The sequence below is a fragment of the Paracoccus sp. MBLB3053 genome, from assembly GCF_031822435.1.
GTDB classification, from domain to species: Bacteria; Pseudomonadota; Alphaproteobacteria; order Rhodobacterales; family Rhodobacteraceae; genus Paracoccus; species Paracoccus aurantius.
This window is the reverse complement of record NZ_JAVQLW010000003.1, coordinates 343581-356001: the sequence shown is the minus strand read 5'-3', so window position 1 is coordinate 356001 and position 12421 is coordinate 343581. Positions and strand designations below refer to the sequence as shown.

General features: G+C 61.1%; 10 protein-coding genes. 5 read left to right on the top strand and 5 right to left on the bottom strand.

Going from position 1 to position 12421, the window contains the following annotated elements:
- Nucleotide 1 precedes the first annotated feature (1 nt).
- Both RGQ15_RS18210 and RGQ15_RS18205 read right to left on the bottom strand, forming a co-directional pair.
- Nucleotides 2–559 carry a tripartite tricarboxylate transporter TctB family protein gene (locus tag RGQ15_RS18210; protein WP_311162142.1) on the bottom strand — a complete coding sequence of 186 codons (558 nt, stop codon included), beginning with the start codon at nt 557–559 and terminating at the stop codon, nt 2–4.
- Between the two features lie 99 nt (nt 560–658).
- Nucleotides 659–1651, bottom strand: a complete 993-nt coding sequence (locus tag RGQ15_RS18205; protein WP_311162141.1) for a tripartite tricarboxylate transporter substrate binding protein — start codon at nt 1649–1651, stop codon at nt 659–661.
- Nucleotides 1652–2100: 449 nt separating this feature from the next.
- On the opposite strand from RGQ15_RS18205, the gene RGQ15_RS18200 reads away from it, so the two are divergent.
- Nucleotides 2101–2940 carry an alpha/beta hydrolase gene (locus RGQ15_RS18200; RefSeq protein ID WP_311162140.1) on the top strand — a complete coding sequence of 280 codons (840 nt, stop codon included), beginning with the start codon at nt 2101–2103 and terminating at the stop codon, nt 2938–2940.
- A 20-nt stretch (nt 2941–2960) separates the two neighbouring features.
- On the opposite strand, the gene RGQ15_RS18195 is transcribed toward RGQ15_RS18200, so the two are convergent.
- The 3 genes from RGQ15_RS18195 to RGQ15_RS18185 all read right to left on the bottom strand — a co-directional run bounded on the left by RGQ15_RS18195 (nt 2961) and on the right by RGQ15_RS18185 (nt 8216).
- A complete protein-coding gene (locus RGQ15_RS18195) occupies nt 2961–6092 on the bottom strand; it encodes an efflux RND transporter permease subunit (protein ID WP_311162139.1) in 3132 nt (1043 codons plus the stop codon).
- Between the two features lie 40 nt (nt 6093–6132).
- On the bottom strand, nt 6133–7281 hold the full coding sequence (locus RGQ15_RS18190; protein ID WP_311162138.1) for an efflux RND transporter periplasmic adaptor subunit: 1149 nt from the start codon (nt 7279–7281) through the stop codon (nt 6133–6135).
- A gap of 164 nt (nt 7282–7445) precedes the next feature.
- On the bottom strand, nt 7446–8216 hold the full coding sequence (locus RGQ15_RS18185) for an IclR family transcriptional regulator (protein WP_311162137.1): 771 nt from the start codon (nt 8214–8216) through the stop codon (nt 7446–7448).
- Between the two features lie 43 nt (nt 8217–8259).
- Between RGQ15_RS18185 and RGQ15_RS18180 the strand changes: the two genes are divergently transcribed.
- The 4 genes from RGQ15_RS18180 to RGQ15_RS18165 are packed head-to-tail and all read left to right on the top strand — an operon-like array spanning nt 8260 to nt 12406.
- Nucleotides 8260–9048, top strand: coding sequence for an SDR family oxidoreductase (locus tag RGQ15_RS18180; RefSeq protein WP_409201356.1), 789 nt, complete (start codon nt 8260–8262; stop codon nt 9046–9048).
- 33 nt (nt 9049–9081) lie between these two features.
- Nucleotides 9082–9906, top strand: coding sequence for an amidohydrolase family protein (locus RGQ15_RS18175; RefSeq protein WP_311162136.1), 825 nt, complete (start codon nt 9082–9084; stop codon nt 9904–9906).
- Nucleotides 9903–11408 carry a sugar ABC transporter ATP-binding protein gene (locus RGQ15_RS18170; RefSeq protein WP_311162135.1) on the top strand — a complete coding sequence of 502 codons (1506 nt, stop codon included), beginning with the start codon at nt 9903–9905 and terminating at the stop codon, nt 11406–11408. Before RGQ15_RS18175 ends, RGQ15_RS18170 begins: the two co-directional genes overlap by 4 nt.
- Before the next feature lie 20 nt (nt 11409–11428).
- Nucleotides 11429–12406 (top strand): ABC transporter permease, encoded by a 978-nt coding sequence (locus RGQ15_RS18165; RefSeq protein ID WP_311162133.1) that lies wholly within the window; start codon nt 11429–11431, stop codon nt 12404–12406.
- Nucleotides 12407–12421: the final 15 nt, after the last annotated feature.

Sequence of the window (12421 nt, the reverse complement as noted above, 5' to 3'; positions counted from 1 at the left end):
CTCAGCCTCCGAACAGCGAGGAGATGAAGGCGATGATTTCGCCCTCGGGAACGATCCCTTCCGGCATCAGCACGTTGAAGATCATGCGGAAAACCAGATAGATCAGCGCCACGCTTCCCATCGACACCGCAAGGCAGAAGCCCCAGCCGCGCTGTGAGAGATAGCGGATCATGCCCAGCAGGAAGAGCACCGAAGTCGGCAGAAAACCGAGCGGGGCCAGAGCAACGGCATAGAGCACGACCATCACGATCGTGAAGATGACAGGCCGCGGCAGGATATCCCTGGCCAGCGTCTCTTCGCTGTCGGTCGGTTTTCTCATCGTGTCGAGAAGGATGCGTCCAGCCGAAATCAGCATGACGAGAGTGGTCGCCATCGGGACGGCGCCGGGCGAGGAAAGCGCCTCGAAGCCCGAAATGCCGTAGGCCGACCAGAGCAGAACCAGACTGGCGACGAAGATGAACAGATTGAAGACGGTTTCGCCCGGACGCCGTGCGGCAGGGCCAGGCGTATGCAGGGGCAGCATCCCGTCTTCGTCGGGGATCGGACGATCAGGTTGCATGGCGTTGTGACCTTGAATGGTGGTCGGCGCGGGCGGCAATGCCTGCCGTTGCGATGAAGGTTGCCCCGAAGGCTCCGCCACAGGGGCAACCGCAAGAAATCAGGGCTTCGGAATTCCGAATTCTTCGGGCGATTTCTTGGCGATGCCGCTTTCCCAGATCAGCCAAGAGGTCTTGGACTGCCAGTCTGCCAGGAACTTCTGCGCCTCATCACCGGTCAGCGAAAGCATCTTGTAGCCGCGGCCGTCCATCAGCGCGGTGAAATCTGCATTGGCTGCGCCGGTCTCATAGGCTTCGGTCAGCTTCGCGACAACATCGTCGGGCGTGCCCTTCTTGACGAAGACGCCGAAGAACGGGCCCCAAGGCAGCAGGTCGGCGAATTCGGCATTGGTTTCGGTGACGCTGGGCACGTCGGGCAGCTGGGCTACGCGTTCGGTATCGAAGATCGCGATCGGCTTCATCTTTCCGCCCTTGATCGATTCAATGGCCGCGCCCAGAACCGCCGGCATGACATCGATCGCGCCGCCCTGCAGCGCGGTCAGCGCCGGACCGTCACCGTCATAGGGAACGAAGGTGACGTCGATCGGGGTCTTGGACTGGATCATCGACGAGACGACCGAGGGAAGTCCTCCGGGTCCGGTCGAACCGAACTTGACCGATTTCGGGTTCGCGTTGATGTAGTCGATCATTTCCGGGAAGGTGTCGAATGGTGCATCCGGGCGGGCGACCAGCATCGGGATCCCGCGTGCCAGGATGTTGACCGGGACGAAGTCCGCATAATCCTTCTGGCCAAGCTGCATGACCTTGTAGAGCAGCGGATTCTCGGCGCCGAAAAGCAGGGTGTAGCCGTCGGCCTTGGCCCGCTCGGCCTGGTTCAGGCCGATGGCGCCCACGCCGCCCGTCACGTTCTGCAAGACGACTTTCTTGCCCAGCACTTTTTCGGCATGAGGCGTGACGGCGCGCGCGACCGTGTCGGTCGAACCACCGGCGCCCCATTGGATGATGCCTTGGATATCCTTTTCGGGGAATTCAGCGAAAGCCGGCAAAGCGGCAAGACCCAGCGCGGCGGCAGCGCCAAGAATCGATTTCAGCATAAGGTTTCCTCCCTTTTTATGCTGTGACATGTCCTTACGGACCGTCTCGCGGAAGGATCAGCGATAACGGCCTTAACTGCAAATACCCATTGTCACGAGACCGTAACGACATGTTAATCGGCGAGACCCCGTGGCCAGGTGTCGGTCGCGTATCAGCTTTCAGCTGAAGCGGAAAGCGCAACCCCTGCGCCCATCGCGATTTCCGGTGATTTTCCAGTGACCTGCGGTCAGTCGATCTGGTCTGCTGTTCACCGGCCGGAGCCGGCCCGAGGCTTGAGAGACTGCGACCATCTGCCCAGCAATCCTCACTGACCGAATGGCTTCGCCCGACGCAAAACGCGGGGCCGTAACGGCGAGACAACAGAGCCCCTTTCCCGGATTGCACTTACAAACGGTGACCAGACATAATCTTCATTCCGAAAAAACGCGCATGGCGGACGAAAGGATTGATGACGATGCTGCAAGCGATCTCCGACTGGGATGCGGTCTACGCCAACTCTGCAAATATCCCCAATGGCGATTCCTGGCCGGGTCGCTGGATCGAGCCTGCAAGGGCGTTTCGTGAATCCATCTCGGCCTCGGGGCGGGCACGGCTGGGGGTCAGTTACGGGTCCGGGCCACGCAATCGCATGGATGTCTTCTTGCCCGAGGCAGAGGTCCGTGGCCTGATGATCTTCGTTCATGGCGGATATTGGATGGCGCTTGATCGCAGCTATTGGTCGCATCTCGCATCCGGCGCGCTCGCCCATGGCTATGCAGTCGCGATTCCTGAATACACGCTATGCCCCGAAAACCGCATATCGCAGATCACCGGTGAGATCGGGGCGGCCATTTCAGCCGCAGCGGAAATGATTTCCGGCCCCGTCGTGCTTGCCGGTCACTCGGCAGGTGGCCATCTCGTTAGTCGCATGGTCTGCGAGAACAGCCCCCTTCCGGCGCGAGACAGGGACCGTATCGCGCATGTCCTATCGATTTCGGGATTGCACGACCTGCGCCCTATGCTCAGGACTTCGCGAAGCAAGACGCTCCGTCTGGACAGTGCCGAGGCCGCAGCCGAGAGCCCTGCGCTTCTGACGCCGATCCCCGGAACCCGGATAAGTTGTTGGGTCGGTGCCTCGGAAACGTCGGAGTTCAAGCGTCAGAACGCCTTGCTTGCCAATATCTGGCGCGGTCTTGGCGCGGCCACCGCCTGTATCGAGGAACCTGACAGGCATCATTTCAACATCATTGATGCCTTGGCAAATCCCGAGCATCCGATGGTCCTGGAACTCGTCAGCGCATTGCGCTGAAGGCTTGCTCCGCCTATGCCCTATTCGGGCGCCTTGGTCGAGCCGCCGTGGATTCGTTCACGCAACCACTGGATCAACTTGAAGAAGACCGGCACGAAGACCGCTCCGACAACGGCCGACATCAGCGTTCCGCCGAAGACGGCAACGCCAAGCGATACGCGGCTGGCGGCGCCCGCGCCGCTGGCTATGACCAGCGGGAACACCCCCGCGATGAAAGCGATGCTCGTCATCATGACAGGTCGGAAGCGCAGCTTGGCAGCCGTGACCGTCGCTTCGTGCAGATCCATTCCTTCGACCTCGCGCAGCGATTTGCCAAACTCGACAATCAGGATCGCGGTCTTGGCCGCAAGACCTATCAGCAAAAGCAGACCGATCTGACCGTAGAGACTGAGCGGCATCCCGGCGATCAAGGTCCCCAGAAGCGCACCGATCAAGGCGATCGGGACGGACAGGATGATCGCGAAGGGGGTCAGGAAGGATTCGTAAAGTGCGGCGAGGAAAAGGAAGGTGAAGATCAGTGACAGGCCAAGTGCGATCGGCACCGCATTGCCGGATTTGCGCTCTTCGAAGCTGGAATCCGTCCATTCGTAACGGAAGCCGGGCGGCATTGCTTCGGCACCTGTAATCTCCATTGCGTCCATCGCGTCGCCCGTACTGAAGCCCCCGGGTCCGTTGGCGATGCCGGTGATGGTTGCCGAATTATAGGTGTTGTAGCGATAGAGCACATCTGCGCCGCGCGTGGGCTTGACCGTAACCAAAGTGCTGAGCGGGACAAGCTCGCCCGCATTGTTCTTCACGTAAAGGTCGAGCAGGTCGCGTTCGTTCTGCCTGAACTCGGAATCGGCTTGCACCATGACCCGATAGGTTTCGCCGAACATGTTGAAGTCATTGATATAGGCACCGCCCAGTTGGGTCTGCAGCGTGGTGAAGATGTCACCGACCAGAACCCCCAGAGTCTTTGCCCGCACCCGGTCGACTTCGATCTCGAGCTGCGGCGCACCGGCGTTGAACGTCGAGAAGGCCCGGGCGATTGCGGGCTCCGCATTCGCGGCCGCGAGCACGCTTTGCAGCGCCTGGGCAAGTTCGTCGGGCGTTCGACCCTGCGTATCCTCCAGCACATAGGAAAACCCGGCGACAGTCCCGAGGCCCGGAATTGCGGGGGCACCAAACACGGTCGTCACGGCCTGCGGAATTTCGCGGAACTGGGCCTGGTACTTGGCCTGCAGGGCTGCCTGCTGCTGGTCCGGTGCCTTGCGTTCCTCCCACGGTTTCAGCTTGGCGATGATCATGCCCGTATTGGACTGAAGCGCCGTGTTGAGGATACTGTAGCCATTGACCGAGATGACATTCTCGATTGCTTCGTCCTTCTTCAGCTCCTCCGTGATCTGGTCCATGATCTTTTCGGTTCGGACCAGCGAGGCAGCTTGCGGCAACTGGACGTCGATGATGAAGAAGCCCTTGTCCTCATCGGGAATGAAGCTGGTCGGAGTTCGGGTGAAAAGCGCGCCCAGAGCGACGAAAAGCCCGATGGTCAGGACGACGCTGATAAGCATGTGTCGCGACAGCCAGCCGACAAGCGCCACATATCCCGCCGTGATCTTGTCGAAGACGTAGTTGAAGCCGCGGATGACGAAGTTCGGCTTGCCGCCGACTTTCATCACGGTGGCCGCCAGGGCAGGGCTGAGCGTCATGGCGTTGATCATGGAAATCAGCACGGCCACCACAAGCGTCGTGCCGAAGTTTGCGAACATGCGCCCGGTGATGCCGGGAAGAAGCGTGGCCGGGCCGAACACGGCCGCCAGAACCAGTGAGGTCGCGACGATGGGACCAGCAACCTCTTGCATGGCCTTCTGCGTCGCCTCGCGCGCCGGAAGGCCGTCGTGGTGCATCAGACGTTCCACGTTTTCGACGACGATGATCGCATCGTCGACCACGACCCCGATCGCGAGAATCAGCGCGAAAAGCGTCACCGTATTGATCGTCATCCCCATCGCATAAAGCACGGCAAGAGTGCCGATGATCGAAACAGGAACGGCGATCGCGGGAATGAGCGTTGCCCGGATGCTGCCGAGGAAAAGATAGGTCACTGCGATGACGAGGATGACCGTGAAGATCAGCGTCATCGCGGTTTCCTCAAGCGAGGCCGAAATGAAAAGCGTCGTGTCGTGACCGACCGCGTATTCCATGCCCTCGGGGAAGCCGCCCGACAGCTCGTCCATCTTCGCGCGAACCGCCTTGGCGACATCGAGCGAATTCGCGTCCGACAGCTTGTAGATGGCCATCAGAACGCCTGGGCCGTTGTTGAATTCCCCATACCCCTTGTAGACCTCGGCGCCCAACTCGATCCGGGCGACGTCCTGCAGCCGCAGGATCGATCCTGCCGCGTCGGCCCGGATAACGATATTGCCGAACTCCTCTGGCGAGGTGAGCCGTCCCTTGGTGGTCAGGACATACTGGAACTCGGTCGTGTCCGGGCTGGGGGCCGCCCCGAGTTGACCGACCGCGGCCTGGACGTTCTGCTCACGGATGGCCGCGACCACCTCGTTCACCCCGATACCCTGATTGGCGAGCTTGATCGGGTCGAGCCATGCGCGCATGCCGTAATCGAGCGCACCGATGATGCTGGCTTCGCTGACGCCCGGCAGCCGGCCCAGTTCGCCCTCGATGTTCAGGCTGGCATAGTTCGACAGGAAAACGCGGTCGAACCTGTCATCGGGGGACAGAAGGTTCACGACCATGAGAATGTCGGGATTTCGCTTGCGGACACTGACGCCCCGGCGGCGAACCTCTTCAGGCAGGCTCGGCAGGGCCAGGGTGACACGGTTTTGTACATCCACCTGAGCAAGGTCGGCATCCGTGCCGACTTCGAAGGTGATCGTCAGCGTATAGCTGCCATCACTCGCGGATTTCGAAGACATGTAGACCATGCCCTCGGCGCCGTTGACCTGCGATTCAATCGGTGAGGCCAGCGCGTCACGAACGGTATCCGCGCTTGCGCCGGGATAGTTTGCGCGGACGACGACCTTTGGTGCCGCGATGTCGGGATATTGGTCGATGGGCATCACGACCATCGTGAGCAAGCCCATGAGCGTGATCACGATCGAGATCACAAACGCAAATCTAGGCCGGCGGATAAAAAACTGCGGTCCCATGTCCGATCAATCCCCGTGACTCAAATCCCGTGACGGCTGGTCATTGCTTAAAGGGTTGGGTTTCGACTTCCTGACCCTCGCGGACTTTCTGCAAACCCTCGACGATGACATTCGCCCCGTCCTCAAGCCCCGAGATCACGGTCCAATCCGCACCATCACGGATGCCGACCTCGATATTGTTCCGAATGACCTTCCCCTCATCGCCCACGGTCAGGACATAGTGACCCTGCTGGTCCTGGCCGACGGCGCGTTGAGGCACTGTCACGGCATTGATGGCCTCGACCGCGTTGCCGCGCAGGGTGACGTTCATGCCCGGCAGGAGCACGCCGTCGGGGTTCGGGAACTCGGCCCGGGCCGCGATCGAGCCGCGCGTCGCTGCAGCCTGAAAATCCCAGCTGACGAATCTTCCCTTGCCGGGATAGATCTGGCCGCTTGGCAATTCCAGTGTCAGCTCGAGCTTGGGTATCGCGGTCCCTGCGGCCTGCATGCGGTCACGACGCTGGATGAAGAGGTCATAGACCTGCTGGCTGAGGTAACCCAGCACATAGATCGGATCGAGCGCGACGATCTCGGCAAGCGGCTCGGGCTGGATCGGATTGTTTGGCGAAACGACATCGCCAACGCCATAATTCGCGGCACTGATCCTGCCCTCGAACGGGGCATAGATCTTGGTGTCTTCAAGGGCCTTTCCGGCACGTTCGACTGCGGCCTGCGCCGCCTGGACCTGGGCCTTGGCCGCGTCGAGCTGTGCGGTCGCGAGGTCAAGCTCGGATTGCGCAGCCGTTTCGCGGCTGACCAGCGTCTGCTTGCGTTCGAACTCAAGCTGCCTTTCGCCGACCTGGGCCCTGGCCACGGCAAGGGCTGCCTCGGCCTCGAGCAGGTTCGAGCGGAAATCGCGATCATCCAGTTCGAAAAGCAGCTCACCCTTTTCGACAATCGCGCCCGGGACAACGTGATTGCCGATGATCTGTGCGGTCACCAGCGGGCGAATTGTGGCCTTGTTTTCCGCCTCGATGACCCCGGGATGGGCGAATTCGGGATGAATCTCGCGCTGCGTCGCCGTCTGGACAAGGACCGTCGGTGCGGGCTGCGCCTCTTGGGCCAGAAGCAAGGAAGCGGGTAATCCGACCGAGAAAATCGAAGCGGCAAGAACGAAGGGGCAGAGAGAGCGTCGATCGATGAAGGGCATTTCTACGGCCTTGATCCAGTGATCTCTGCGGTCAGGCTAACAAGACCGTGAGCTTAAGGTAAATCCATTAATTTCAAATCGACCCCGTAATCGGTTGGAATTGCCCGTTCGATATTGCGCAAATGAGACAATAGCCTGCGCTTTCTGGGCGCAGGTGAGGGCGTTCATTCCTCGGAAAGGCAATGGGCGAGTGTCTTGAGCGCCGCAAGTGCGCTGTCGCGCCCCGCTTTTCCATCATCCTCGGGGTGATCGATATAGGCGCAGGTCAGAACAGCGATGGCCTCGGCGCCTGGGCCAAGCACCGGAACGCTAAGATCGGTGACGCCGACCAACTGCGCCGAAGGCTCAACGCGGGCCCCTTGCTTGCGGACGTCCTCAAGATGCAGGCCTATTCCGGCAAGACGCTCGGATGCCTGCGCCACCCCCCAAATGCCAAGCGTATCGACGATGCGGTCGGGGTGCTGAAAGGCAAGCAATGTCCTGCCCGATCCCGTGGTGAACAGATCAAGCTGGCCACCCAGTCTGGCGCGGAACTCCCAATGTCCCATCGGGGTCGCCTGTGCGACGACGATCCCCGTTCCCTGCTCCGGGACGACAAGGTGGCAAGACTGGCGTTGATCGCGGGCAAATTCATCCATAAGGGGCTGGGCTTGCGCTACGAGACGGCGCAACGGTGGATGCCGCGTGGCAAGCAGGTAAAGCTTCATCGTCAGGGCATAGCGATCGCCCCCTTCAAGCCGCATCACATAGCCGCGCGCGACCAGACGTTCCAGCATCCGATAGATCTGCGACGCGCTAAGCCCCATTTCCTTGACGATTTCGGCTCGCGTCAGACCGCGCGCCTGGTCCGCCAGGATCTCGAGAATATCCAGACCTTTATCCAGCGCTGGCGCGCGATATCGATCTGCCGCACCTTCCTGTGGTTCTTCTGTCATTGGCTTTCCTCCCACCAAGAAAAAGCTTGCCACAAGAATTCATATGTGGATAGAAAGTTCATATAAGAATTTTGCAAAGGACGGGGAGGGTCTGATGCGGTTAAAAGACAAGGCGATCCTGGTGACCGCAGCTGGTCAGGGGATTGGGCGGGCCAGTGCTCTTGCACTTGCCGCCGAAGGCGCCAAAGTTACCGCAACCGATATCAACGGTGATCTGCTCTCGGGCCTCGACGGTATTGAGACCGCCGTGCTGGATGTGACCGACCCGAACGCGGTCAAGGCGATCGCGGCTCAGGTCGGCCCCCTGGATGGGCTTTTCAACTGTGCGGGCGTCGTCCACAACGGCTCGCTTCTCGATATCGAAGACAAGGATTGGGATTTCGCCTTCAGCCTGAATGTGACGGCGATGATGCGTATCTGCCGTGAGGTCATGCCCGGCATGCTGGAGCGCGCGCAGGAAACCGGCACGGCTTCCATCGTGAACATGGCCTCGATGGCGAGCTCGATCAAAGGTTTCCCGAACCGCACCGCCTACGGGGCTTCCAAGGCGGCGGTCATCGGCCTCAGCAAGGCCATTGCAGCCGACTACGTCAAGCAAGGAATCCGCTGCAATGCACTGTGCCCGGGCACGGTGGATACCCCCAGCCTGCGATCCCGCATCGCTTCCGCTGCAGACCCGGTGCAGGCGGAAAGGGATTTCATCGCGCGTCAGCCCATGGGCCGCCTCGCGACGGTGGACGACATCGTGCCGATGGTGGTCTACCTTCTTTCCGATGAAAGCCGTTTCGTCTCTGGTCAGGCCATGTTGGTCGATGGGGGCGTGACGATCTGATCCGAGCTTTTCGCGGCCAGGGGAGGGGCGGCGATGCAAAGACTGGACGCACATTGCCACTTCTGGCGGCTCGACCGCGCAGACTATGGCTGGCTTGAGGGAGAGGGTGGGCCACTTCACCCGATCCGAAGGGATTTCGACCCGAACGATCATCCCAAGGGCGGACCTGTCATCGCGGTTCAGGCCGCGCCCACGCTGGCCGAGACGGATCACCTGCTTTCACTTGCCAAGACCCATCCCGGAATTGTCGGCGTGGTGGGATGGGTGGATCTGTCCTCAGGCTCGGCTGTCGCTGATCTTGAACTCAGGGCGCAGGACACGCGCTTTCGCGGCATCCGTCCGATGCTCCAGGATATCGCACAAACCGACTGGCTGATTACCTCGCCCCGCGCGGACGCGCTGGATGCGCTGGCTCGACTGGGGCTGACATTCGACGCGCTGGTGACGGAAAGGCATCTGCCGGTGCTGTCACGCTTTGTCCGGCAGAACCCGGCGCTCCCGATGGTGATCGATCACGCAGCGAAGCCCCAGCCCGGAGACAAGTCAGGCTGGGAGCGTGGGATGAAGGACCTTGCCGCGCAGGGTTTGCACTGCAAGCTGTCGGGCCTTCTGACCGAGCTCTCGGCCGATGAACTTCGCGATCCGTCGGCCGCGCTGATGCCGATCGTCGAACATCTGCTGGACTGGTTCGGGCCATCGAGGCTGATCTGGGGCAGCGACTGGCCGGTCCTGAACCTTGCCGGAGACTACGAGGCCTGGCTCGAGCTGACGGAAACCTTGCTCGAAGGATTGACGAACGAGGAACGTGCCGCCGTGATGGGTGGGAACGCCATGCGCTTCTACGGGGTGAAACCATGACAGAACTGGTGCGGATGGAGGGGATCGACAAGAGCTTTCCCGGCGTTCACGCCCTTAAATCCGTCAGCTTCGACCTGCGCGCGGGCGAGGTGCACGCCTTGATGGGTGAGAACGGGGCAGGCAAATCGACACTGATGAAGGTCCTCTCGGGCGTCTACCATCCTGATCATGGGCGGGTGCTGATCGACGGGGCCGAAGTCGAACTGCCGACACCAAGGGCCGCCCAGGATCTGGGCATCGGCATCATTCACCAGGAACTGGCCTTGATGCGGGACCTGACCGTTGCCCAGAATATCTGGATCGGACGCGAGCCGAGAATGTCTTTCGGTCGGATCGACGAAACGCGGCTGAACCGCGAAGCTGCCGAGATATTCCAGGCGATGCACATTCCGATCGATCCGCGTGCCACTGTCGGCGGCATGACGATCGCGCGCCAACAGATGGTCGAGATCGCCAAGGCGCTCAGCTATCGTTCGCGGGTCCTGATCATGGACGAGCCGACGGCCGCGCTGAACGACGCAGAAATCAACGAGCTCTTTGCGATCATCCGCAAGCTGAAGTCGGAAGGTGTGGGGATCATCTACATCAGCCACAAGATGGACGAGATCAAGCGCATCTCGGACCGGGTCACGGTCATGCGCGACGGGGCCTATGTCGGGACCGTCGACGCCGAGGATACACCGATCGCGAAGATCATCTCGATGATGGTCGGGCGCGAGCTCACGGATGAGGCAGCGATCATTCCCGATCTTTCGGGTGCCGAGGTCGCGCTTGAGGTCAGCCACCTGTCACGCGGACACGAGCTCAAGGACATCAGTTTTTCCCTGAAGAAGGGCGAGATCCTTGGCTTTGCCGGCCTGATGGGCGCAGGCCGGACCGAGCTTGCTCGTGCGATCTTTGGCGCAGAGCCGGCCGATCGGGGCGAAATCCGGGTTCATGGCAGAGCCGTGCAGATCAAGACGCCTGCCGACGCCGTCAGGGCGGGTGTCGGCTACCTGTCCGAGGACAGAAAGCATTACGGGCTCGCGCTTGGCATGGACGTTCGGGCCAATATCGCGATGGCAAGCCTGCCCAGATACGCCGACCGGCTGGGGCGGATCGACGAGCCCGAGCTGGGCCGTATCGCGCGCGACTATATCGAGACGCTGAGCATCCGGACGCCGGGCGACCGGCAGGAGGTGCGTCTGCTTTCCGGCGGCAACCAGCAAAAGGTCGTCATCGCGAAATGGCTTCTGCGTGATTGCGATATCCTGATCTTCGATGAACCGACGCGCGGCATCGATGTCGGTGCCAAGGCGGAAATCTATCGCCTGCTGAACGAACTCGCCGCGGCGGGCAAGGCAATCATCGTCATTTCCAGCGAATTGCCCGAGGTGCTGCGCCTGTCGCATCGCATCGCGGTAATGTGCGAAGGTAGGCTGACCGGCATCCTGCCCGGTGGCGCCTCGCAAGAGGACATCATGTCCCTTGCGACAAAACGAGAGGGGCTGGCGGCAGAATGATGCTCGAGGAGAAAGCGAACATGAGCGAGAAGCAGGCCCGCCGAGGTGCCGCGCAACAAAAGCTGCTGGCGTTTGCCAGTCTGATCGTGCTGGTGGTCGGTTTCTCGCTCGCCAGCCCGCGCTTCTTCCAGGTCGACAATATCATGTCGATCCTTCAGGCAACTTCGGTCAACGGGGTTCTGGCCGTGGGTGTCACGATGATCATCATCACCGGCGGCATCGACCTGTCGATCGGCACGCTCATGACATTCTGCGCGGTGATGACCGGCGTGGTGCTGACCTGGATGGGCATGCCGCTGATCCTTGGCGTCGCGACCGGCATGGCGACCGGGGCGGCTTGCGGGCTGATTTCGGGGACGCTGGTCGCCAAGGCCAAGATCCCGCCATTCATCGCCACGCTGGGGATGATGCTCATCCTCAAGGGGCTTTCCCTGATCGTGACGGGAACGAAGCCCATCTATTTCAACGATACCGAGGGCTATACCGAAATTTCTCAGGGGTCGATCGTGGGCAAGATCATCCCGCAATTTCCCCTGCCGAACGGTGTGCTGATCCTGTTCATCGTGGCTGCAGTGATCGCCTGGGTGCTGGGTCGGACCGTGCTTGGCCGTTATACCTTTGCCCTGGGCTCGAACGAAGAGGCAGTCAGGCTTTCGGGCGTCAATACTGATCGCTGGAAGATGGCGATCTATGCGCTGGCGGGGTCGATCTGCGGGATTGCAGGTATCCTGATCTCGAGCCGCTTGAACTCGGCGCAGCCCGCGTTGGGGCTTGGTTACGAACTCGAAGCCATCGCTGCCGTCGTGATCGGCGGGACCTCGCTATCCGGTGGACGTGGCACGATCCTTGGCACGCTGATCGGAGCGCTGATCATGTCGGTGCTGACAAACGGCCTGCGCGTCCTTTCGGTCGCGCCTGAATGGCAGACCGTCGTCACCGGCTTCATCATCATCATCGCCGTCTATGCCGACCAGTTGCGGCGGCGGTCAGCCAATTGATTCAACCGTGAACAT

What these genes read in the sequence shown, in the direction of transcription:
- RGQ15_RS18190 (WP_311162138.1), bottom strand. Translation starts at nt 7,281, where the DNA reads ATGCCCTTCATCGATCGACGCTCTCTCTGCCCCTTCGTTCTTGCCGCT.
- RGQ15_RS18205 (WP_311162141.1), bottom strand. Translation starts at nt 1,651, where the DNA reads ATGCTGAAATCGATTCTTGGCGCTGCCGCCGCGCTGGGTCTTGCCGCT.
- RGQ15_RS18185 (WP_311162137.1), bottom strand. Translation starts at nt 8,216, where the DNA reads ATGACAGAAGAACCACAGGAAGGTGCGGCAGATCGATATCGCGCGCCA.
- RGQ15_RS18175 (WP_311162136.1), top strand. Translation starts at nt 9,082, where the DNA reads ATGCAAAGACTGGACGCACATTGCCACTTCTGGCGGCTCGACCGCGCA.
- RGQ15_RS18170 (WP_311162135.1), top strand. Translation starts at nt 9,903, where the DNA reads ATGACAGAACTGGTGCGGATGGAGGGGATCGACAAGAGCTTTCCCGGC.
- RGQ15_RS18195 (WP_311162139.1), bottom strand. Translation starts at nt 6,092, where the DNA reads ATGGGACCGCAGTTTTTTATCCGCCGGCCTAGATTTGCGTTTGTGATC.
- RGQ15_RS18200 (WP_311162140.1), top strand. Translation starts at nt 2,101, where the DNA reads ATGACGATGCTGCAAGCGATCTCCGACTGGGATGCGGTCTACGCCAAC.
- RGQ15_RS18180 (WP_409201356.1), top strand. Translation starts at nt 8,260, where the DNA reads ATGTGGATAGAAAGTTCATATAAGAATTTTGCAAAGGACGGGGAGGGT.
- RGQ15_RS18165 (WP_311162133.1), top strand. Translation starts at nt 11,429, where the DNA reads ATGAGCGAGAAGCAGGCCCGCCGAGGTGCCGCGCAACAAAAGCTGCTG.
- RGQ15_RS18210 (WP_311162142.1), bottom strand. Translation starts at nt 559, where the DNA reads ATGCAACCTGATCGTCCGATCCCCGACGAAGACGGGATGCTGCCCCTG.